General features: G+C 74.8%; 21 protein-coding genes. 8 read left to right on the top strand and 13 right to left on the bottom strand.

Annotation, left to right across the window (positions count from 1 at the left end; genetic code table 11):
* The first annotated feature begins 36 nt into the window (after positions 1 to 36).
* Complete coding sequence (locus PSED_RS02185) at positions 37 to 858, top strand: LysR family transcriptional regulator (RefSeq protein ID WP_013672632.1); 822 nt, start codon at positions 37 to 39, stop codon at positions 856 to 858.
* Between the two features lie 104 nt (positions 859 to 962).
* Here PSED_RS02185 and purD read toward each other — a convergent pair whose 3' ends face one another.
* A complete protein-coding gene (gene purD, locus PSED_RS02180; RefSeq protein ID WP_041759199.1) occupies positions 963 to 2,228 on the bottom strand; it encodes a phosphoribosylamine--glycine ligase in 1,266 nt (421 codons plus the stop codon).
* Between the two features lie 149 nt (positions 2,229 to 2,377).
* On the opposite strand from purD, the gene PSED_RS02175 reads away from it, so the two are divergent.
* The gene (locus PSED_RS02175; protein WP_013672630.1) at positions 2,378 to 3,397 is read left to right on the top strand and encodes a glycerophosphodiester phosphodiesterase family protein; all 1,020 of its coding nucleotides are present in this window, start codon (positions 2,378 to 2,380) and stop codon (positions 3,395 to 3,397) included.
* Here PSED_RS02175 and PSED_RS02170 read toward each other — a convergent pair.
* The 9 genes from PSED_RS02170 to PSED_RS02130 form a co-directional block, all read right to left on the bottom strand.
* Positions 3,333 to 4,319 (bottom strand): alpha/beta fold hydrolase, encoded by a 987-nt coding sequence (locus PSED_RS02170; protein ID WP_013672629.1) that lies wholly within the window; start codon positions 4,317 to 4,319, stop codon positions 3,333 to 3,335. The genes PSED_RS02175 and PSED_RS02170 overlap by 65 nt on opposite strands.
* Positions 4,320 to 4,322: 3 nt before the next feature.
* Positions 4,323 to 4,808 (bottom strand): phage holin family protein, encoded by a 486-nt coding sequence (locus tag PSED_RS02165; protein WP_013672628.1) that lies wholly within the window; start codon positions 4,806 to 4,808, stop codon positions 4,323 to 4,325.
* A gap of 243 nt (positions 4,809 to 5,051) precedes the next feature.
* The gene (nhaA, locus tag PSED_RS02160) at positions 5,052 to 6,272 is read right to left on the bottom strand and encodes a Na+/H+ antiporter NhaA (protein ID WP_013672627.1); all 1,221 of its coding nucleotides are present in this window, start codon (positions 6,270 to 6,272) and stop codon (positions 5,052 to 5,054) included.
* An 85-nt stretch (positions 6,273 to 6,357) separates the two neighbouring features.
* Positions 6,358 to 6,786, bottom strand: a complete 429-nt coding sequence (arfB, locus tag PSED_RS02155; RefSeq protein ID WP_013672626.1) for an alternative ribosome rescue aminoacyl-tRNA hydrolase ArfB — start codon at positions 6,784 to 6,786, stop codon at positions 6,358 to 6,360.
* A 30-nt stretch (positions 6,787 to 6,816) separates the two neighbouring features.
* A complete protein-coding gene (locus tag PSED_RS02150; protein ID WP_013672625.1) occupies positions 6,817 to 7,905 on the bottom strand; it encodes a vWA domain-containing protein in 1,089 nt (362 codons plus the stop codon).
* 1 nt (position 7,906) lies between these two features.
* The gene (locus PSED_RS02145) at positions 7,907 to 8,896 is read right to left on the bottom strand and encodes a vWA domain-containing protein (RefSeq protein WP_041760320.1); all 990 of its coding nucleotides are present in this window, start codon (positions 8,894 to 8,896) and stop codon (positions 7,907 to 7,909) included.
* Between the two features lie 8 nt (positions 8,897 to 8,904).
* A complete protein-coding gene (locus PSED_RS02140; RefSeq protein ID WP_013672623.1) occupies positions 8,905 to 9,795 on the bottom strand; it encodes a DUF58 domain-containing protein in 891 nt (296 codons plus the stop codon).
* Positions 9,792 to 10,784 (bottom strand): AAA family ATPase, encoded by a 993-nt coding sequence (locus PSED_RS02135; RefSeq protein ID WP_013672622.1) that lies wholly within the window; start codon positions 10,782 to 10,784, stop codon positions 9,792 to 9,794. Before PSED_RS02135 ends, PSED_RS02140 begins: the two co-directional genes overlap by 4 nt.
* Positions 10,785 to 10,792: 8 nt before the next feature.
* Complete coding sequence (locus tag PSED_RS02130) at positions 10,793 to 11,539, bottom strand: S1C family serine protease (protein ID WP_202946343.1); 747 nt, start codon at positions 11,537 to 11,539, stop codon at positions 10,793 to 10,795.
* 241 nt (positions 11,540 to 11,780) lie between these two features.
* Here PSED_RS02130 and PSED_RS02125 point away from each other — a divergent pair, with 241 nt between their 5' ends.
* Positions 11,781 to 11,975, top strand: a complete 195-nt coding sequence (locus PSED_RS02125; RefSeq protein WP_041759197.1) for a TetR-type transcription factor C-terminal domain-containing protein — start codon at positions 11,781 to 11,783, stop codon at positions 11,973 to 11,975.
* Positions 11,976 to 12,003: 28 nt separating this feature from the next.
* Here the strand turns inward: PSED_RS02125 and PSED_RS02120 are convergent, their stop codons facing one another.
* Both PSED_RS02120 and acs read right to left on the bottom strand, forming a co-directional pair.
* Complete coding sequence (locus PSED_RS02120) at positions 12,004 to 13,002, bottom strand: LLM class flavin-dependent oxidoreductase (RefSeq protein WP_041759195.1); 999 nt, start codon at positions 13,000 to 13,002, stop codon at positions 12,004 to 12,006.
* Between the two features lie 13 nt (positions 13,003 to 13,015).
* The gene (acs, locus tag PSED_RS02115; protein WP_013672620.1) at positions 13,016 to 14,992 is read right to left on the bottom strand and encodes an acetate--CoA ligase; all 1,977 of its coding nucleotides are present in this window, start codon (positions 14,990 to 14,992) and stop codon (positions 13,016 to 13,018) included.
* Between the two features lie 192 nt (positions 14,993 to 15,184).
* Here acs and PSED_RS02110 point away from each other — a divergent pair, with 192 nt between their 5' ends.
* Positions 15,185 to 15,940, top strand: a complete 756-nt coding sequence (locus PSED_RS02110; protein ID WP_013672619.1) for a hypothetical protein — start codon at positions 15,185 to 15,187, stop codon at positions 15,938 to 15,940.
* Between the two features lie 484 nt (positions 15,941 to 16,424).
* Here PSED_RS02110 and PSED_RS02105 read toward each other — a convergent pair whose 3' ends face one another.
* The gene (locus PSED_RS02105; RefSeq protein ID WP_013672618.1) at positions 16,425 to 17,237 is read right to left on the bottom strand and encodes an HAD family hydrolase; all 813 of its coding nucleotides are present in this window, start codon (positions 17,235 to 17,237) and stop codon (positions 16,425 to 16,427) included.
* Positions 17,238 to 17,733: 496 nt separating this feature from the next.
* Here PSED_RS02105 and ssd point away from each other — a divergent pair, with 496 nt between their 5' ends.
* From ssd to PSED_RS02085, 4 genes are read left to right on the top strand one after another with little or no spacing between them, the layout of a single operon-like run.
* Positions 17,734 to 18,813 carry a septum site-determining protein Ssd gene (gene ssd, locus PSED_RS02100; protein ID WP_013672617.1) on the top strand — a complete coding sequence of 360 codons (1,080 nt, stop codon included), beginning with the start codon at positions 17,734 to 17,736 and terminating at the stop codon, positions 18,811 to 18,813.
* Positions 18,810 to 19,958, top strand: coding sequence for a TadA family conjugal transfer-associated ATPase (locus PSED_RS02095; protein ID WP_013672616.1), 1,149 nt, complete (start codon positions 18,810 to 18,812; stop codon positions 19,956 to 19,958). The genes ssd and PSED_RS02095 overlap by 4 nt, the downstream gene beginning before the upstream one ends.
* Positions 19,952 to 20,761 (top strand): type II secretion system F domain-containing protein, encoded by an 810-nt coding sequence (locus PSED_RS02090; protein ID WP_013672615.1) that lies wholly within the window; start codon positions 19,952 to 19,954, stop codon positions 20,759 to 20,761. Before PSED_RS02095 ends, PSED_RS02090 begins: the two co-directional genes overlap by 7 nt.
* Positions 20,758 to 21,489, top strand: a complete 732-nt coding sequence (locus tag PSED_RS02085) for a type II secretion system F family protein (RefSeq protein ID WP_013672614.1) — start codon at positions 20,758 to 20,760, stop codon at positions 21,487 to 21,489. Before PSED_RS02090 ends, PSED_RS02085 begins: the two co-directional genes overlap by 4 nt.
* Positions 21,490 to 21,527: the final 38 nt, after the last annotated feature.

Genomic DNA, 21,527 nt, shown 5'->3' with positions numbered 1-21,527 from the left:
CGCGCCGCCGCCCGGCTCTACGTCAGCGCGCCCGCGTTGAGCCAGCAGGTCCGCAAGCTCGAACGCGCCGTCGGCGCCGAGCTGGTCGACCGCTCCACCCATCCGGTGCGCCCCACCGAGGCAGGTGCCCGGTTCCTGGCCGAGGCGCGGGAGGCGCTCGCGGCCGCGGACCGCGCGGTGGCCGCGGTCGACCGGTACCGCCGCGAGCTGGCGACGACCCTGCGGATCGGGTTCATGACCGCGTCGGCCGGCCCGCAGGTCCGCGGCCTGATCGACGAGCTGCGTCGTGAGGAGCCCGAGGCGGTCGTGCGGCTCGTCGAGCTGCCGTGGGACCGACAGGCCGCATCGGTCCGTGACGGGACCGTCGACGCCGCCCTCGTGCGGCCGCCGGTCACCGACCGCGCCGGGCTGCGCTTCGACCTGGTGCGTCACGAGCCGCGGGTCGTCGCGCTGCCGGTGCGCCACCCGCTCGCGGGCCGCGGCGCCGTCGCGCTGGCGGAACTCGACGGGGAACCGCACGTCACCGGGGACGAGCTGGATCCGGTGTGGGTGCGCTGGTGGGCGTGCGACCCTCGGCCCAGCGGCGTGCCCGTGCGCTACGGACCGTCGGTGCGCACGATGGGCGAGCAGCTGGAGGTCGTCGCCGCCGGTCAGGCGATCGCGATCACCGGCGGGTTCGTGGCCGACAGCCACCGTCACCCCGGGGTGGTGTTCGTCCCGGTGTCCGACGTCGAGCCCTGCCCGCTCTCGCTGTGCACGCGTACTGCCGACCGGTCCGCGCTGGTCGCGGCCCTGCGCCACGCGTTGCGGGCGATCCGCCCCCGCCGCGACGATCCGGCCGCAACCTCACGGTCCTGATCCGCGCCCGCGACGACCCTGAGGTTGCGCGCGACCAACCCGGCCGCAACCTCACAGCTGCGAATGCGCCTCCCGACGACCGTCAGGTTGCGCGCGGAGGACGGTCAGGCGCGGGCCGGGATCGCGACCTCGCCGCGGGCCGCCTTGGCCGCGATGTCGGTGCGGTGGTGCGAGCCCGGGAGGTTGACCCCCGCGAGCCGGCGGTAGGCGTCGGCACGGGCGGCGTCGAGGTCGGGACCGGTCCCGACGATCGAGAGCACCCGCCCACCGGCGGAGACGACGGCGCCGTCGTCGCGGCGGCGGGTGCCGGCGTGCAGCACACCCTCGGCCTCGGCACCGGTGATGACGTCGCCCACCCGCGGCGGGCCGGGGTAGCCGTCCGCGGCCACCACGACGGTGACGGCCGAGCCCTCGGCCCACTCCAGCGGCGGGACGTCGGCCAGCGACCCCGTCGCGACCGCGCGCAGCACCCCGGCGAGCGGGGTGCGCAGCAGGGCGAGCACGACCTGGGTCTCCGGGTCGCCGAACCGGCAGTTGAACTCGATCACCGACGGCCCGTTCGAGGTCATGGCGAGCCCGGCGTAGAGCAGCCCGGAGAACGGGACCCCGCGGCGCACCATCTCGTCGGCGACCGGCTGTACCACCCGCGCCACGACGTCGGCGACCGTCGCCTCGTCGACCCACGGCAACGGGGCGTAGGCGCCCATGCCGCCGGTGTTGGGGCCGGAATCGTCGTCGCCGACGCGCTTGAAGTCCTGCGCCGGGACCAGCGGCACGACGGTCGAGCCGTCGACCAGGCAGAAGAGCGACGCCTCGGGCCCGTCGAGGAAGGACTCGAGCAGGACGGGGTGCCCGCCGTCGAGCAGCGTCGAGGCGTGCGCGCGGGCGACCTCCCGCTCGGAGGTGACGACGACACCCTTGCCGGCGGCCAGCCCGTCGTCCTTGACGACGTAGGGCGGGGTGAAGCGGTCGAGCGTCGCGTCGAGCAACGCCGGGCTGTCGACGATCTCGCAGCTCGCGGTGGCCACCCCCGCGGCGGTCATCACGTCCTTGGCGAAGCTCTTGGAGCCCTCGATCCGCGCGGCGGCGGCGCTCGGGCCGAAGCAGTCGAACCCCGCGGCGCGCACGGCGTCGGCGACGCCCGCGACCAGCGGAACCTCCGGCCCGATGACGACGAGATCGGCCGACCAGTCGCGGGCGAGTGCGACGACGGCCTCGGGGTCGACCGCGTCGACGCCGTGCTGCTCGGCGACGGCGGCGGTGCCCGCGTTGCCGGGCGCGCACGCCAGTGCCGTGACCGCGGGGTCGGACGCCAGGTTCAGGACGATGGCGTGCTCTCGGGCTCCGGAGCCGATCACCAGGACTCGCACGGTCGGCCAGCGTAGATGCCCGGCACGGGGGGCCGGTCACCGCATGGGCCGTTCACTCGCGCGACCACCGCGGGCCGCACACTGTCGGCCGGACGGTCGCCGTCCCCGGCAAGGCTGGACCGACACTCCCCGAACCCGGAGGACAGGCTGTGATCGTCCCTGGCGCCGCCCCCGCGCGGCCCCTCGTCATCGGCCACCGCGGCGCGTCGGGATACCGGCCCGAACACACGCTCGCGGCCTACGAGCTGGCCGTCCGGCTCGGTGCCGACGCGATCGAACCCGATGTGGTCTGCAGCGCCGACGGCGTCCTCGTCCTGCGCCACGAACCCGAGATCAGCGCGACGACCGACGTCGCCTCGCACCCCGAGTTCGCCGACCGCCGCACCACCAGGACGATCGACGGCGTCGAGCACGAGGGCTGGTTCGTCGACGACTTCACTCTCGCCGAGCTGCGCACGCTGCGCGCCCTCGAGCGCATCCCGGCCGTACGTCAGGAGAACACCCTCTACGACGGCCGTCACCGGGTGGCGACGTTCGACGAGCTGCTCGACCTGCGCGCCCGGCTGTCGGCGGAGACCGGCCGCCAGATCGGGCTGTTCCCGGAGATCAAGCACTCCACCTGGTTCGCCGGGCGCGGCCTGCCGATCGAGCCGGCACTGGTCGACGCGCTGGACCGGGCCGCGCTGAACCGCCCGGGGTCGCCGGTGTGTGTGCAGTCGTTCGAGACCTCCAACCTCGCCGCCCTGCGCAGCGCCCTGCGGGTCGGCCTCGTCCAACTGCTCGACGACCACGGCGCCCCCGCAGACCTCGTCGCCGCGGGCGACCCGCGCACCTACGCCGACCTCGCCACACCCGCGGGCTTCGCCGGGATCGCCCGCTACGCCGACGCCGTCGGTCCGGCGAAGGCGCTCACGGACGCGCTGCTCGTCGACGAGGCGCACGACTTCGGACTCGCGGTCCTGGTCTTCACGCTCCGGAACGAGAACTGCTTCCTGCCCGCCGACCTCCGCCGCGCCAGACCCGACGGCGTGGTGCGCGACAACGACTTCGGCGACGCGTTCGCCGAGTACGAGCGGTACTTCCGGCTCGGTGCCGACGGGGTGTTCAGCGACCATCCGGACACGGCGGTCGCTGCCCGGGCCGCCCTGGCTCCCCTGCCGTCTCCCTGAGGTGCTCGCGCAGGAGCTCCCGGACCGCCGCGGGACGCTCCTCGTGCGGGAAGTGGCCGACGCCGTCGAGCACGTGGGTGCGCAGCGCCGGACCGGCCCAGCGCGCGGATCCGCGCGCGGTCGAGGTGAGCAGGCAGGGGTCGTCGGCCCCGTGGACCTGCAGCACGGGGACGTCGGCGGGCCGGGCCACCGCGGCGGCGAAACGGCGGCCGTCGGCCCGCAGCTGGGAGCGCCACGCCCAGCGGTAGTACTCCATCGAGCAGTGCGCGACCGTCGTGATCCGGATCGCGGACCTGTTGTGCGCCACGGCCTGCGCGAAGTCGTCGGTGGCCGCCCACCCGGCGCCGGCCCACGCGCGCATCAGCCGTTCGACCCGCGCGCCGTCGTCGGCACGCAGGGATCGTTCGGGCAACCGCGGCAGCTGGAACCCCAGCGCGTAGGAGGCCGTCGCCCGGCCCTGGCCCGCCGGATCGCGCCAGACGGCACGGCGCAGCGCGAGCGGGTGCGGTGCGCCGACGGCGACGAGCCCGCGCACCTGCCGCGGGTGCAGGGCCGTGAGCGTCCAGCCGATCAGCCCGCCCCACCCGTGGCCGACGACGGTGGCGCGCTCCTCGCCGAGCGCCCGGATCAGTCCGGCGACGTCTCCTGCGAGCGTCCAGAGGTCGTAGCCGCGCGGCGGCTTGTCGGAGTCGCCGTATCCGCGCAGGTCGACGGCGACGACGCGGTACCCGGCCGCGGCGAGGTCCGGCAGCTGGTGGCGCCACGTCCACCAGGTCTCCGGGAAGCCGTGCAGCAACACGACGAGCGGGCCGGTGCCGCTCTCGGCGACGTGCAGCCTGATGCCGTTGGCCGAGACGTCACGGTGGGTCCACGGCCCCGGGACCCGGACGACCGACGGGTCCGGTCCCCGCCGTCTGGCCACCCGTCAGGTCAGCTCGGGGGTGTTCTCGCCCGGTCGCCCGCGGCTGCCGAGGACCTGCGCAGTGTCCTTGAGGCTCGAGATCGTCCGCTCCGGCTTGCGGATCCTACGCACGCGCAGGTAGCCCAGCAGGGCGAAGAGGCCCGCGACGAGGATCATCAGGCCGAAGACGATGGCGAAGGCGGCCGCCCGGTTGAGCCAGATGGCGAGCAGCTCGGCGAGGGCGAAGAAGAAGAAGAACAGGCTGAACAGCACGATCGTCAGCGCGACGATGAAGAAGATGCTGCCCTGCACCCCCTTCTTGACCTCGGAGGTCACCTCCGCCTTGGCCAGCTCCACCTCGGAGCGGACCAGCGACGACAGGTGCGTCGTGACGTCCTTGACGAGGCCGCCGACCGACTGGTCCTCCGGCCGGACCGGGTCGGCGGACAGCGGGATCGAGGGCAGCACAGGCGGAACGTCCGTGCCGCCGGTGTTGGTCGGGCTGGCCACCGCGGGTCCCCTTCTTCTGTCCTGCTGGGTCAGTGTCGTGCTCGATCGATGTCGTGCGCGATCGATGTTGTGCTCGTCGTGCCGTGCTCGTGACCGATCGTCGGCGACGGCCATCGGGGCTCGGGGGCCCGGTGACCGGTCGTGATCGGGAACCCATCGTGCCACGCGCGCATGGGCGGTGCCCGTTCAGGCGCGCCCGTCATCCGGTCGTGACGAGACGGAGACGTGGCGCCTAGCTGACACCTAGCCGGGAGGACGGGCTCGCTTGTGGACGCGGCCCCGCCGCGCGAGCATCGCGGCGGCGATCAACGCGGCGGCAGTGCTGGCGAGCAGCACCGCCGCCTTCGCGGCCTCGGCCGTCGCCGGCAGGTCGGCGAGCGAGAGCTCGGCGATCAGCAGGCTGACGGTGAAGCCCACCCCGCCGAGCATCGAGACGGCGAGCATGTCGCGGCGCCCGAGGCCGCGCGGCGCCGCGGCCGGCACCAGGCGGGTGACCAGCGTCGACACCCCGAAGATGCCGACGACCTTCCCGACGAGCAGGCCGGCCATCACCGAGAGCGGCACCGGATCGGTGACGACGGTGCGCAGCGCCTGCGCGCCCAGCGGGACCCCCGCGGCGAACAGCGCGAACAGGGGGACGCAGACGCCCGCCGACCACGGCTGCAACCGGTGCTCGAGCCGGATCGCCGGGGCGTGCTCCTCGCCGGGGTCGGGCCGCACCCGGGTCAGCAGGCCGAGCGCGACGCCGGCGATCGTGGCGTGCACCCCGGCCTCGTGCAGCGCCGCCCACATGACCAGCGCGAGGGGCACGTAGAGCCACCAGGCGCGCACCCTCCTGCGCTGCAGGAACCAGTAGGCCGCGGCGGCCGCCGCGGCGACGAGCAGGGCGACCGCGTCGATGCCGGCCGAGAACACGATCGCGATGACGAGGATCGCGCCCAGGTCGTCGGCGACCGCGAGGCCCAGCAGGAAGATGCGCGCCGTGGAGGGCCACGACGATCCGGCGAGCGCCAGCACCCCCAGCGCGAACGCGATGTCCGTCGCCACGGGGATGGCCCACGCCTGTTCCATCCCCGGCGCCCCGCGGCCGACGAGCAGCGCCACTCCCGCGGGCACGACCATCCCGCCGAGCGCGGCGGCGACCGGGAGCAGGGCCCGCCGCGTCGACGACAGCTCCCCCACGACCAGCTCGCGCTTGAGCTCCAGCCCGACGACGAAGAAGAAGACCGCGAGCAGGCCGTCGGTCGCCCACTGCGCGACGGTGAGGTCGAGGTGCAGGGCCGGGATGCCGATCCGGGCGTCGCGCACCGCGGTGTACGTGTCACGCCACGGCGAGTTCGCCCAGATCAGGGCGACGGCCGTGGCCGCGAGCAGGATGATCCCGCCGACGGTCTCGGTGCGCAGGTAGCGGGCGAGCTCGGAGACGGGCTCGCCGAGGCTGGCCTTCAGGCGGCGGACGATCACGGCGGTTCCGGCTCCGATCGGGTGGTTTGCGAGGTCGCGAACGACACGCCGACCAGACTTCCCGGCACACCGGGCACCACGATACCTACTCGTCGGGCCTGCCGCGGAGCTTCTTGATCGCACCGCGCCTCGTCTTGGCGTCGAGCCTGCGCCGCCTCGCCCCGGCCGACGGCTTGGTGGGGCGCCGCGTCGGCGGGTCGGGGTCCGACGCCTCGCGCAGCAGCGCCGCGAGCCGTTCCCTGGCGGCCTCGCGGTTGCGCAGCTGGCTGCGCCGTTCCGACGCGACGACCGTCACCACCCCGTCGACGAGCCGGTGCCCGAGCCGGCGCAGCGCGCGGTCGCGCAGATGCTCGGGAACGCCGGGTGCGGCGGCGAGGTCGTAGGACAGCTCGACGCGCGAGTCCGTCGTGTTCACGCCCTGCCCGCCCGGTCCGGAGGCGCGGGAGAAGCGCCAGTGCAACTCGCGGCCGGGCACGACCCAGCCCCGGCGCACCACGAGATCGTCGTCGGACACCCGGCCAGCATGCCCTGCCGCCGGCGGCGGTCAGTCCGGGAAGGCCGTCCACCGGGCGGCGGCCCAGCCCGCGGCGAGCAGCGCCAGCGCCGCGAGCCCGACGAGGAACACGCTGATCTCGACGTCCCGGTGCTGGATGTCGACGGTGCGCGGCAGGTCGGCGAGCACGGTCTGCAGCCGGTCGGCGTCGGCGGCGGCGAAGTACCGGCCGCCGGTGGTGTCGGCGACCTGCTGCAACGATCCCTCGTCGGCGACGAGGTAGCCGCGCCCACCGCCGCCGCCACCACCGCTGCCGCCGCTGGGACCCGCGTAGCCGCCGAAGCCCCCGAACGCGCCGTCCGAGCTGCGCCCCAGCTGCGCGGCCGAACACACCATCGACGACGGCTCATCGGTGCCGAAGCCGATCGGGTACACGCGCACCCCGCGCTCGGCGGCCGTCTTCGCCGCGTCCTCCGGGGTGACGCCGGTGGTGTTGGCGCCGTCGGTGAGCAGCACGACGATCTCGGGCGCGTAGGTGCCGGGCGCCCGCGGTGGCGGCGGCACCGTGCCGGGGGCGGGATCGGACGGCGCGACATCGGGGTCGATCTCGGAGATCGCGTCGACGGACTTGAGGATCGCGGAGCCGACCGTCGTGCCGCGGCCGGTCGTGAGGCCGTCGAGCGCCCGGGTGATCGCGTCGCGGTCGGTCGTGGGTGCCACGGCGAGCTCCGCAAACCCGGAGAACACGACGAGCCCGATGCGGGTGCCGGAGTCCTGCTCCTCGACGAAGCGGCGGACCGCCTCCTGCGCCGCGGCCAGCCGGTTCGGTACGACGTCGGTCGAGCACATCGAGCCCGAGACGTCGAGCGCGACGATGACGGCCGACTGCGACACCGGCACGTCGACCCCGACGGTCGGCCGCGCGGCCCCCAGGCCGAGGAACGCGAGCGCGGCCAGCACGAGGGCCAGCGCGGCGTGCCGCTTCCAGCCCGCCCGGCGCGGCGCGGCGGCCCGCACGAGCGCGAGGCTGGAGTAGCGGACCGCCTGGCGGCGCCGCCTGCGCAGCTGCCACAGGTACAGCGCGAGCAGGAGCGGGACGAGCACGAGCGTCGTCAGCAACCAGGGCCACTGCAGACTCACGTCACACCACCCGCCCGGTCCAGGCCAGCGACAGCCCCGCGCCGGCGACCGCGAGGAGCACGGCGGCGAGCGCGAACAGCGCGGTCACCTCGATGTGCTCGGCCTGCACCGTCCACTCCAGCTCGACGGCGTCGTACACCGCGGCGAGCGCGGCCGGGTCGGACGCGGCGAAGTACCTGCCGTCGGTCCGGTCGGCGATCTGCTGCAGCAGCGGCTCGTCGAGCCTCGTCGCGATCTGGAAGCCGTCGATCTGCAGCACCGTGCCCGCGGGGCTGCCCAGCCCGATCGGGTAGACCTTCACCCCGGCCGTCGAGGCGATGTCGGCGACCTGCAGCGGATCGGGCTGCGCCGTGTTCTCCCCGTCGGTGAGCAGCACGACGGCCGCGGACCCGTGGTAGCCCAGGTCCGGGCCGGACGGCTCGGGGCCGCCGCCCGGGTCCGACCCGGGCACGACGACCGGTTTGCCGACGATCGCGCCGAGCGCCGTCTGCAGGCCGCCGCCGAGCGCGGTCCCGCCCTGCGGGCTCAGCCGGTCGATCGCGGCGACGACGCTCGCGCGGTCGGACGTCGGCTGCTGGGTGACCAGGCCCGTGGCCCCGAAGGCGACGATCCCGATGCGCACCGCCGCGGGCTGCCGTTGCACGAACCCGCGCGCCGCCGCCTTCGCGGCCTCGAGCCGGGTCGGCGCGATGTCGGTGGCGGCCATGCTCCCCGACACGTCGAAGGCGAGCACGACGGTGCCCTCCCGGCGCGGCTGCGGCACCGTCGCCTCGGGACGGGCGAACCCGACCAGCAGCACGACGAGGGCGAGCAGGAACAGCAGGACGGGGACCCGGCGTCGCCACGGCGACCGCGGCGCGGGCGCGACGAGCCCGACCTCGGCCAGCGCCGCCCGCCGCGACGCCCGCGCCTGCTGCTGCCGCAGGTACGCGACGACGACGAGCGGCACGAGCAGCAGCCCGAGCAGCGCCCACGGCCAGGCGAAGGTCATCCCCGACATCAGCGTCGCCGCCTGCGCAGCTGGGCGATCCGGAACATCGCGCGGACGAGGTCCTCGTCGGTGCCGACGGTGTGCAGGTCCAGACCGGCCGAGCGCAGGTCGGCGGCCAGCGCGGCCTGCCGTTGCTCGGCGACGGCGCGCAGCCGGGCCTGGAACTCCGCGTCTCCGGTGTCGACGAGGATGACCTCACCGGTCTCGGCGTCCTCGACGTAGACCATCCCGGCCGCGGGCAGCTCGAACTCGCGCGGGTCGACGACCTGCACGGCCACCACGTCGTGGCGCCGGGCGAGCAGGCCGAGCGGGCGCTGCCAGCCGTCGTCGGCGAGGAAGTCGGAGACGACGACGACCAGGCTCCGCCGCCGCAGGATCCCGGTCGCGGCCCGCAGCGCGCCCGCCAAGTCGGTCCCGTCCGGTGCGCCGTCGTGCGGCCGCAGCAGCCGGGACAGGATGCGCAGCACCTGGTTGCGCCCGCTCCCCGGTGGGATCGTCTCGCGCAACGCGCTGTCGAAGAGCAGGGCGCCGACGCGGTTCCCGCCGCGCGAGAGCAGCTGCGCGAGGACCGTCGCCACCTCGGTGAGCACGAGGTGCTTGCGCCGCTCGATCGGCCCGAACTCCATCGAGGCCGAGCCGTCGAGCACCAACCAGGCGGTGACCTCGCGGTCCTCCAGGTACTCGCGGACGTGCGTCACGTCGGTGCGGGCGGTGACGTTCCAGTCGATGTGGCGCAGGTCGTCGCCGAGCTGGTACTCGCGCAGGTCGGCGACGTCGATCCCGGTGCCGCGGAAGGCGGTCCGATGGTCACCCTGCAGCCGCCCGTCGAGCCGGCGCAGCACCCGCCACTCCAGCCTGCGCAGCACGCGCTCGGGGGTGAGCGGGCGAGGGCTCGTCACGGCGCCGGGGCCGTGCGCCGCACGGGCTCGACCTCCGGCTGCTCGACGGCGGCCAGTACCCGGTCGAGCAGGTCGTCCGCGGAGACGTCGTCGGCCAGCGCCTCGTAGGAGAGCACGATGCGGTGGCGCAGCACGTCGCGCGCGAGCTCCCGGACGTCGCCGGGCAGCGCGTAGTCACGCCCGCGCAGGAACGCCAGCGCCTTCGCCCCCAGCACCATGTTGATCGACGCCCGCGGGCTCGCCCCGAAGGAGACGTAGCGCGCGAGCTCACCGAGCCCGGCTGCGGACAGGTCGCGGGTGGCCGCGGCGAGCGTCACCGCGTACTCGATGATCTGCGGGTCGACGTAGACGGCCTCGGTCGCGCGCTGGTGGGCGCGCAGCGTGTCCAGATCGAGCACCGCGGTGGTGGACACGGGCGGCGTCGTCATCCGCTCGACGACGACGAACTCCTCCGTCGCGCTCGGGTAACCGACGAGGACCTTGAGCATGAAGCGGTCGAGCTGGGCCTCCGGCAGCGGGTAGGTGCCCTCGGACTCGATCGGGTTCTGGGTGGCCATCACGAGGAACGGGTCGGGAGCGGGGAAGCTCTCCCGTCCGATGGTGACCTGTCGTTCCTGCATGACCTCCAGCAGCGCGCTCTGCACCTTGGCCGGAGCGCGGTTGATCTCGTCGGCGAGCAGCAGGTTGGTGAACACCGGCCCGAACGAGACCTCGAACCCGCCCTCGCGCTGGTTGAAGATCCGGGTGCCGACGACGTCGGCCGGCACCAGGTCGGACGTGAACTGGATCCGCTGGAACTCCCCGCCGACGGCGTTGGCCAGCGCCTTGACCGCCATCGTCTTGGCGAGGCCCGGGACGCCCTCGACGAGCAGGTGGCCGCGGGCGAGCAGCGCGACGAGCATGCGTTCGAGCAGCGCGTCCTGCCCGACGATGGTCTTCTTGACCTCGTAGAGCGTCTGCTCCAGCGGCCCGCTCGTCTCCTCCGGCACGGCTCCCCCTATTGCTGCGGTCCGCCGGCGCCCCCGGCGGCGGTGGCGATCGGGACGGCGAACCCGATCCCGACGAAGAAGTCCTGGTCGGACGGGTTGGCGAGCCCGGTGACGATGCCGACGACCTGCCCCGCCCGGTTCACCAGCGGCCCCCCGCTGTTGCCCGGGTTGACCGCGGCGTCGAACTGGATGAGGTTCGTCAGCGTGACCCCGCCGGGTGCGGTGATCGTCCGGCCGAGCGCGGAGACCACACCCGCGGACAGACTGTCCTGGAGCCCGAGCGGGTTCCCCACCGCGAACACGGCCTCGCCGACGTCGGGCGTCCCCGCGAGCACCGCGGGCACGATCACCTGCGGGAGCTGGGCCACCGCCAGCACCGCGATGTCGTTCTCGGGCTGGGCCGACGCGACCGCGGCGTCGGACTTCGTGCCGTCGGCGAACGTGACCTGCACGCGCGAGGCCCCCTCGACGACGTGCAGGGCCGTCAGCACCTGGCCCTTCGCGGAGACGACGACGCCGGTGCCCAGCAGGCCCTCGACGGACGCCGGGCCCGGCCGCTCGGAGGTCACGACGACCAGCGACGGGCCGATGGTCCGGTAGGCGATCGAGGCGTCGGCGGGCGCGGCGGCGGCGTCCTGCTGGGCCTTGGTGAGCCCGTTCTGCACGGCCTGGTCGACGTCGGCCCTGGTCAGCGGCGGTGGCCCGGCCGGGACGAGCCACCAGGCCAGCAGCGCGGCCACGACGACGAGCACCACTGCCGCACCCGCGTACCACCAGCGCCGACGTGATGATCTTCCAGCCGTGGGCGTGGGTGTGTCGTCGATCGGGGTCGGGGGCTCGACCGGCGGCACTTCACACAGGGTACGCGGCGAATCCCCTGGTGGATGCGACGTTCGGGCGACGTCCGGGCGCTCCGGGACAGCGGTCCGGACCGGCGGGGAGATCCCCCGCCGGCCCGGAACCCGGCCGTCACCTGCAGGTTGATCTTCAGGCGGCGTGAGCGTCTCCGGCTCCCCCGAGCTGTCGGCGCGGGCGATCACGTCGATGTGCACGTCGTTGCCGCAGTGGTACCGGCCCGGCGGGCCGATCACCCCCGCGGAGATCGGGCGTCGCTACGCGCGGATGGCGCTGGACATGCTCCGGACGACCGACGCCGACGCGCTCCTGGCCCGGCTGCACTCCGCGGGCTGAGCCCGAGGAGCCCGCGGGTCCGGACCGCTCAGCCGGCCGGGGACCAGCCCAGCGCCGGACCGAGCTTGGTCGCCATGTCGGTGAGGATCTGGACGTAGTCCTCGGGCTCGAAGCTGAACGGCAGGGCGAACACGACCTCGTCGACGAGCTGGAAGGCCGCGTGCGCCTGCAGCTGCTCGGCGATCCACTCCGACGGGCCGACGACGTCCCGGGCGAACAGCATTCCCGCCGGCCCCTGCGGGCGCGCCGTGCGCGGGGTCCGCGCCGCGGCGTACGCCTCGTACTTCGCGCGCTGCTCGGACGTCGCCGAGTCGGTCGGGACGACGACGAGCCCCTGCGACACCCGCGCGGCCTCGCCGTCGGGATGCGCCTGGCGGAACGCCTCGATCTGGCTCCGCTGGATGGCCGCGAACCCCGCCGCCTCGTTGCCCTCCGCACGGACGACGCTGCTGGTCAACAGGTTCATCCGCAGCCCGCCGGCCCTGCGTGCCGAGCCGAGGCTCGCCGCGCCGTACCACATCCGCGACCGCAGCCCGGGCGAGTGCGGCTCGACCCGCTCGGAGTAGACCTCGAACCCCTCGGTGCCGGAGAACGTGCTCGCGCGCTCGCCCGCGACGAGCCGGAGCAGCCGGACGAGACGCGCGTCGCCGAAGTCCTCGTCGACCCCCGGGTACAGCGCCTCGCGGACCGCGTCGAGGTTGCGCGGCGGGCCGACGCTCACCCCCGGGTTCAGCCGACCGCCCGAGAGCAGGTCGACCGTCGCCAGGTCCTCCGCGAGCCGCAGCGGGTTCTCCCAGCCCAGCGGCGTCACCGCGGTCCCGAACTCGATCCGCCGGGTGCGCTGTGACGCCGCCGCGAGGACGGCGACGGGCGAGGAGATCCCGTACTGCAGATGACGGTGCCGGAGCCAGGCGCTGTCGAACCCGAGCTGCTCGCCCAGCTCGATCGTCCGCAGCGTGTTCTCGTGTCCCGGCCCCGGGTCGGCGCCGTCGAAGAGGCCGATGGTGAGGAAGCCGAGCCTCGCCAGCGGCCCTCGTGACTCAGTCGTCGCCCTTTCCTTCCTGCAGGCCGGCCGAGATCAGGTCCATGACCGACGAGTCCGCGAGCGTCGTGACGTCGCCGACCTCACGATTCTCCGCCACGTCACGCAGCAGCCTACGCATGATCTTGCCGGACCGGGTCTTGGGCAGCTCCTCGACGACCATGATCTGGCGCGGCTTGGCGATCGGCCCGATCTCCTTGGACACGTGGTCGCGCAGCGCCTTGATGGCGTCGGCCCCCTTCGCCTCGTCCTGGGCGACCCCGCCGCGCAGGATGACGAACGCGACGATGCCCTGGCCCGTCGTCGGGTCCGACGCACCGACGACCGCCGCCTCCGCCACCGTCGGGTGGGAGACCAGCGCGGACTCGACCTCCGTCGTCGAGATGCGGTGTCCGGAGACGTTCATGACGTCGTCGACGCGGCCGAGCAGCCAGATCGCGCCGTCGTCGTCGTACTTCGCGCCGTCGCCCGCGAAGTAGTAGCCCTGCTTCGCGAACCGCGACCAGTAGGTCTCGCGGTAGCGCTCCTCGTCGCCCCAGATGCCGCGCAGCATCGCCGGCCACGGCTTGTCGAGCACCAGGTACCCACCGCCGCCGGGCCCGACCGGCTCGGCCTCCTCGGTGACGACCTCGGCGCTGATGCCCGGCAGCGGGCGCATCGCCGAGCCCGGCTTCGCCGCGGTGACGCCCGGGAGCGGCGAGATCATGATCGCCCCGGTCTCGGTCTGCCACCAGGTGTCGACGATCGGGCAATTGTTGCGGCCCACGTTCTCCCGGTACCAGATCCAGGCCTCGGGGTTGATCGGCTCGCCGACGCTGCCCAGCACCCTGAGCGAGGAGAGGTCGTACTTCTCCGGGATCTCCTTGCCCCACTTCATGAACGTGCGGATCAACGTGGGCGCGGTGTAGTAGATCGTGACGCCGTACTTCTGCACGATCTCCCAGTGCCGGCCCTCGTGCGGGGTGTTCGGCGTGCCCTCGTACATCACCGACGTCGCCCGGTTGGCCAGCGGCCCGTAGACGATGTAGCTGTGCCCGGTCACCCAGCCGATGTCGGCCGTGCACCAGTACACGCTCTCGCCCGGCTTGTGGTCGAACACGACGTGGTGGGTGTAGGCCGCCTGGGTGAGGTAGCCGCCCGAGGTGTGCAGGATGCCCTTCGGCTTCCCCGTCGTCCCCGACGTGTAGAGGATGTAGAGCGGGTGCTCGGAGTCGAACGACTCGTACTCGTGGGTGTCGGGCTGCCGGTCGACGATGTCGTGCCACCACACGTCGCGGCCCTCGGTCCACGGCACGTCGGTCTCGGTCCGCTTCACGACGAGCACGTGCTCGATCGTCGGGGTGTCGGCGACCGCCTGGTCGGTGTTCTCCTTCATCGGCGCCGGCTTGCCGCGGCGGTACTGGCCGTCGGAGGTGATGAGCAGCTTCGCCTCGGCGTCCTCGATGCGCGAGCGCAGCGCGCTCGGCGAGAACCCGCCGAAGACGACGCTGTGCAGCGCGCCCAGCCGCGCGCAGGCCAGCATCGCGAACGCGGCCTCGGGGATCATCGGCAGCTGGATCGCGACCCGGTCGCCCTTGCCCACGCCCAGCTCGGTGAGCGCGTTGGCCGTCCTGCAGACCTCGCGCTGCAGGTCCGCGTAGGTGATCGTGCGGGTGTCGCCCGGCTCGCCCTCCCAATGGAACGCGACCTGGTCGCCGTGACCGTCCTCGACGTGCCGGTCGACGCAGTTGTAGGCGACGTTGAGCTGTCCGCCGACGAACCACTTCGCGAACGGGGCGTCCCACTCCAGGACGGAGTCCCACTTCTTCGACCACGTCAGCCGGTCGGCCTGCTCCGCCCAGAAGGCCTCGCGGTCCGCGTCGGCCCGGTCGTACCACTCCGCCGTCGCATTCGCCTGGGCGGCGAACTCCTCGCTCGGCGGGAAGGTGCGGTCCTCGTGGGAAAGGTTGCTCAACGTGGCGCCGGACTCGGCCATTTCCTCAGGTCCTCCTCGTGGCTCCGGGCGTCGCTCCGGGCGCAGCGGGCCGCGGACGACGTCACCGTCATCGGGCCGAACGGTAGTGCGCGCGGGCGCGCGACGCACCGTCGGTTACGACAGGGGCGCACTGCCCGTCGGGACAGGGACCCGCACCGCGTGACCCGTTCGGCCCGGGCCGGGTGACAGCATGTGCCGGTGGCACCGTCCCCGACCGCCGACCCGCTGGCCCCCTTCGTCACCCTGCCGGGTGTCTCCGACGCCGTCGGCCGGGTCCGCGACGCCGTCGTCGCCGTGCACAACCATCCTGCCAACCGGCGGGGTTTCCCCGCGAACGCCGCCGAGGGCGCGCTGCGCGGGGCGCGGGCGTCGGCGGCGATCGACGGGGCGCCGCTGACGCCGACGACCTCCGACCTGGTATCCGACCCGTTGCTCGCCGGGGCCGTTCGGGTGGCCGACGAGCACGCCCGGCTCGTACCGGTGTGGAAGTCCTCCCCGTTGCAGGCGCTCGCCCGGCTGCACGTCCTGGCCGCCGCCGACCTGGTCCCCGTGCCGCGGCATCCCGATGAGCTCGGCAGGCCGCGCCCCGGGACCGGTGACCGGCTGTCGCTGCTGGCCGACCTCGTGACGGGTGCGACGGCCGTGCCCGCGCCCGTCCTCGTCGCCGTCGTGCACGGCGAGCTGCTCGCACTCGCGCCCTTCGGTACCGCCGACGGGGTGGTCGCCCGGGCCGCCGCGCGGCTGGCCGCCACCGCGTCGGGGCTGGACCCCAAGTCCCTCGTGGTGCCGGAGGTCGGGCACCTGCGCCGGCTCGCGGAGTACCGGAGCGCCGCGGCCGCGTTCGCCGCAGGCGGCGCCGAGGGCGTGGGAACCTGGGTGCTGCACTGCTGCGCGCAGTGGGAGGCGGGCGCGCGGGAAGCGACGTCCATCGCGGAGTCGCGGGCCTGAGACCCGGCACGGTCCGCCGGCCACGCACCGGTTCGGTCCGGTCCACCAGGCACCGGTCCGGTCCGCTGACCAGGCACTGGTCCGTCGGGGTCCGGACATGAGAAAGGCGGCACCCTCGCGGGTACCGCCCTCCTCGCACGACCATCCAGGATCCAGGCGTGCACTACGTGTCGTGCTCCGGCCTCGGCGTCCGGCGTCCCGGTACGCAGGCCCACGACGACATGCCTCCCGCGGCGTGCTGTGCGTGGAGTGCCCGGCGCTCGTGCCCGGAGCCCGTTCGGGGGGGACGGTTACTTCTCTGCCGTACCGCCCCTGGCCGACCGGGGTCCGTGACCTCATTTGTAGTGCGTGACGGCAGGCACATCAAGGGTCGGATCGGGTGCACCGTGAGACGAACTCCGGGTGACGAAAGGGGGTCCTACGGAACCCGGTTGGCGGCTGCACCGCACACGCTCCGGTCAGTATCAAGGTATGTTCGCGCTGTTCAGCGCCGGGTCCGCAGCCACGACCGGCGGCCGATCAGCCCGACTCCCGCGAGGGCGACCGCGCCGACCCCGACCGCCGCCACCGTCGTCGCGCGCGGCACCCGCAGCCGCGAGCCGAGCGTCACCGGATCGGCGAACGTCAGGATCGGCCAGCCACGTTCCTCCGCCTCCCGGCGCAGCGCCCGGTCGGGGTTCACGACGGTCGGATGGCCGACCGCGGCGAGGAGCGGGAGGTCGGTGATCGAGTCGGAGTAGGCCCGGCAGTCGGCCAGCCGGTACCCGCGCTCGGCGGCGATGGTCCGCGCCGCCTCGGCCTTGTGCTCGCCGTAGCAGTAGTAGTCGATCTCGCCCGTGTAGCGGCCGTTACGCACCGTCATCCTCGTCGCGAAGCAGCGGTCGGCCCCGACGAGCGCGGCGATGGGCTCCACGACCTCCAGCCCCGACGCCGAGAGGACGACGACCTCCTGGCCCGCCGCGTGGTGCTCCGCGATCAGGTCCGCCGCCTCGGCGTAGATCAGCGGCTCGACGATCTCGTGCAGGGTCTCGGCCACGATGGACCGCACCTGCTCGACCTCCCAGCCGGCGCACAGTGCGGTGATGCGCTTGCGCAGCATGTCCATCGTGTCGGCGTCCGCGCCCGACGCGAGCACCATCATCTGGGCGTAGACGCTGCGCAGGACGGCCCGCCTGCCGATGAGCCCGTGGCTGCGGAACGGCCGGCTGAACGCGAGCGCGCTCGATCCCGCGATGATCGTCTTGTCGAGGTCGAAGAAGGCCGCCGACGTCGGCACGTGAGGAGGCGGTCCCGGCACGTCGCGGGAGCTTGCCAGATGAACGTGACGACCCCGCGTCACGCCGCGCGGCACCGTCCGCCGACGGGGTGAAGCACATCCCCGAGAGGAACACACATCGGGGCCCGAATCCGGCTACGATTGACCCGGCCCGCGCGCCGGGCCCGTGGTTCAGCTCGACCCCCCGGGGCTGAACCCAACGACGACCCCCGCCACTCCCCCCTGGCGGGGGTCGTCCCATGTCCGGGCGAGCCGGCGCAGCGATCCCGTTGCGGCGCAGGCGGGGATCCGTGCACCGCGGTGTGGCGGGCCGCCCGGGCCGGTGGTCCCCGCGGCATCGTGCCAGGCGCCACCGACGATCCGCCCGTCCACACGCACCTCGCCGACGATCAGTCCACAACTCCACAGAGCTGTCCACAGTCGTCTGTGCATCGCCCCTCACGAGCCGTCGCGGCCGACACGCTTGGCGACGAACAGCGCGCCGCCACCCGACGGCGCCGACGGGAGGTGCGGAGCCATGGACGCGCGACGGGCACTGGTGATGGTCGACGATCCCGACCTGCTCGACGCCGTACTGCGGCTCGCGGCCGCTGCGGGTGCCGAGGTCCACCGCGCGATCGACCCGACCGACGCCCGCCGCCAGTGGGCCGCGGCCTCGATGGTCGTGGTCGATGTCGCCGCCGCGGAGCGGTGCGCCCGGTTCCCGTTCCCCCGCCGCGACGGCATCGTGCTGGTCACGGCCGGTACGCCGCCGCCGCACGCGTGGCAGCTCGGGTTGCGGGCGGGCGCGGCCAACATCGTCGAGCTGCCCGAGGGCGAGCTGTGGATGGTCACGGCGTTCACCGAGGCCTGCGAGGGCGGCGGGCCACCGGGAGCCGTGCTGGCCGTCACCGGCGGGTGCGGCGGCGCTGGCGCATCGACCCTCGCCGCGGCCGTCGCGTTGCGCGCCGCTCGCGACGGGCGCCGGACGTTGTTGCTCGACTGCGACCCGCTCGGCGGCGGTCTCGACCTGCTCCTCGGCGCCGAGGACGTGCTGGGGGTGCGCTGGCCCGAGCTGTCGGTGATGGACGGTCGGGTCCCCGCCGCCGCGCTGCACGAGGCGCTCCCCGCGATGGGCGACCGCACCCTGTCGGTGCTCTCGTGCGACCGGACCGGGCCCGGCCCCGGAGCCGCCGGGCTGCGTGCGGTGATCGACGCAGGCCGGCGCGCGGGCGACACCGTGGTGTGCGACGTGCCGCGCCAGCCCACCGAGGCCGGCGCGACCGCCCTGGCCAGGGCCGACCTCACCGTGCTCGTCGTCCCGGCCGACGTGCGGGCCTGCGCCGCGGCGTCCCGCGTCACGGCGGTGCTCGCGGAGCACGCCTGCGCGGTCGGCCTGGTCGTGCGCGGCCCGAGCCAGGGCATCACCCCCGACGACGTCGCCCGCACCCTCGACGTACCGCTCCTGGTCGCGATGCGGACGCAGAACGACCTGGACCGCCGCCTCGAGCGCGGGCTCCCACCCGCCGACCGGGGCCCGCTCGCCGACGCCGCCGCCGTCCTGCTCGCCGAGCTGCAGGACCGTGCCCGGCTCAGCCGCAGCGGGTGGACGTCGTGACCGCGCTGGTCGACCGCGTCCGGTCCCGGCTCGCCGAGGCGGGAGGTGAGCCCACGGCCGCGGCCGTGGCCGCCGCGATCCGGGCCGAGGCCGGTGGTGTCGTCTCCGACCTCGACACCCTCGCCGCCCTGCGCACGCTGCGCCAGGAGTTCGTCGGCGTCGGCCCGCTCGACGGTCTGCTCCGCGATCCCCGCACCACCGACGTGCTGGTCAGCGGCGGCGCCGTCTGGGTCGACCGGGGCACCGGGCTGGAGCGCAGCCCGATCACGTTCCCCGACGAGGCGGCCGTCCGGCGGCTGGCCCAACGCCTGGCGCTCGCCGCCGGCCGCCGGCTCGACGACGCCAGCCCCTGCGTCGACGGCTGGCTGCCCGACGCGGGGGTCCGGTTGCACGCGGTGCTCGCGCCCGTCGCCGCCGACGGGACGTGCCTGTCGCTGCGGGTCCTGCGGCCCGCTGCCCACGATCTCGGCTCGCTCGCGTCGCTGGGCACCTTCGACGCGACCGGCGAGGCGCTGCTGCGCTCGGTGGTCGCGGCCCGGCTGGCGATGCTGGTCTCCGGCGGGACGGGCAGCGGCAAGACGACGATCCTCGCCGCCCTGCTCGCCGCGGCCGATCCCGCGGAACGGCTGGTCACCGTCGAGGACGCGGAGGAGCTGCGGCCGCGGCATCCGCACGTGGTGCGGCTCGTCGCGCGGCCCGCGAACATCGAGGGCGCGGGTGGGGTCGCGCTGCGCGACCTCGTGCGCCAGGCGCTGCGGATGCGCCCCGACAGGCTGGTCGTCGGCGAGGTGCGCGGCGCGGAGGTCTGTGAGCTGCTCGCGGCACTCAACACCGGGCACGACGGCGGCGCCGGCACCGTGCACGCCAACTCCGCCGCGGAGGTGCCGGCGCGGATCGAGGCGCTCGCCGCGCTGGGTGGGATGAGCCCGCCGACCGCGCACAGCCAGCTGGGTGCGGCGGTGCAGGTCGTGCTGCACATGAGCCGCCGCGACGGGCGCCGGGTCCTCGACGGTGTCGGCGTGCTCGACCGTCGCGACGGCCTCGTCGCGCTGTCCCCGGCGTGGACCCGAGCTGCGGGCTGGGGTGAGGGACGCGCCCGGCTGGGCGCGTTGCTGGCCGAACGCGGGACGGTGCCGCCGTGGTGAGCGCGGCGCTCGCCGCACTCGCGGCCGCCGCCGCGGTGCTGCCGTCCGAGCACCCGACGGCCCGGCTGCGTCACGTGCTCGGCGGTTCGTCGCAGACGGTGGGCCGACGGCTGCCGCGGCCCACCCCCGCGCTGTGGGCCGTCGTCGCCGCGGCGGTCGTCGCCGGTGTCGTCGCAGGCCCCGGCGGCGCGCTCGCGGGGACGGTCGCGGGCTCGACCTGGCTGCGCAGGCGCAGCCGCCGACGTGCCGACGCGGCGGCCGCCGTCGCCGGGCTCGAGCTGGCCGAGGCGTTGGCCCGCATCTGCGACGAGCTCAGGGCCGGAGCCCATCCGGGCGCCGCGCTCGCCGGGATCGACGCCGACGGTGCCGCCGCCCGCGCGGCGCTGCGGCCCGCCCTCGGCGCGGCCGAGCTGGGTGAGACGGTGCCGACCGCGCTGGCCCGCGCGGCCGCGCCCGCCGGGCTCGCCGCGGACGTCGACCGGGTCACCGCGGCGTGGACGCTCTCCGACCGGCACGGCGTCCCGCTCGCCACGGTGCTCGCGGCGGTGGCCGCCGACCTGCGGTGGCGCGTCGAGTTCGGCAACCGGGTGCGTGCCGAGCTCGCCGGCCCGCGTGCGACGGCGACGGTGCTGACCCTGCTGCCGCTGCTCGGGTTGGCATTCGGCCAGCTCATGGGGGCCGACCCGCTCGGCGTCCTGCGCGACGGTCTCCTGGGCACCCTGCTGCTCGGCTGCGGAACTCTGCTGACGGCCGCCGGCGTGGCGTGGTCGGAACACATCCTGCGGGCGGCGGTGCCCCGATGACCGCGCTCGTCGCCGTCGCGCTGCTGGTCGGCGCGGCAGCCCTCGTCGCCACCGACCCGCATGTCGGCCGCGCGCGGCTGCGCGCGCTGGGGCGACGCGATCCCGTGCTGCGCACCGCGCCGTCGCCCGCGCCGCTGCGCCTGCGCTGGGCCGTCGCCGGGAGCGTCTCGGCGGGCGCGGCGGGCCTGCTCGTCGGCGGTGCGGTCGCCGGAGCCGTGGTGGCGCTCACCGTCGGGACCGGGCTGGTGGTCTTCGCCCGGCGCAGCGGCGCGCCCGCGGCCGACGAGAGCGCCTCCGCACTCGCCGCCGGCTGGGAGCTGCTCGCCGTGTGCCTGGAAGCCGGGATGCCCGTGTCGACGGCCGTCGAGGCCGGGGCCGCGCAGCTGGACGGACCGAGCGGGCGTGCCCTGCGTCGGGTCGCGGGACTGCTGGAGCTGGGCGCCGATCCGGCTGAGGCCTGGCAGGCCGTCGACGGCAGACCTGCCCTCGTCGCCTTCGCCCGCGCGGCCCGGCGGTCCGCCGCGACCGGCGCCGGCATCGCGCACGTCGCGCGGACCGAGGCACAGCGGCTGCGCGCCGAGACCGTCGACTCCGCCCGCGCCCGCGCCCAACGTGCCGCGGTGACGATCACGGGCCCGCTGGGGCTGTGCTTCCTGCCCGCGTTCCTCGTGCTCGGCATCGCCCCCGTCGTCGTGGGGCTCGCCGGCGACGCCCTGGCCCGGTGGTGAGCCGTGCACACGCCCGACCCGTCCGGTCGGTTCCACAC

It is taken from the genome of Pseudonocardia benzenivorans CB1190, from assembly GCF_000196675.2.
Lineage (GTDB): Bacteria > Actinomycetota > Actinomycetes > Mycobacteriales > Pseudonocardiaceae > Pseudonocardia > Pseudonocardia benzenivorans.
This window is presented reverse-complemented; position numbering and strand designations above follow the sequence as displayed.

Coding starts and splice junctions, on each gene's coding strand:
- acs (WP_013672620.1), bottom strand. CDS start 14,992: ATGGCCGAGTCCGGCGCCACGTTGAGCAACCTTTCCCACGAGGACCGC.
- ssd (WP_013672617.1), top strand. CDS start 17,734: ATGGACGCGCGACGGGCACTGGTGATGGTCGACGATCCCGACCTGCTC.
- PSED_RS02145 (WP_041760320.1), bottom strand. CDS start 8,896: ATGACCTTCGCCTGGCCGTGGGCGCTGCTCGGGCTGCTGCTCGTGCCG.
- PSED_RS02085 (WP_013672614.1), top strand. CDS start 20,758: ATGACCGCGCTCGTCGCCGTCGCGCTGCTGGTCGGCGCGGCAGCCCTC.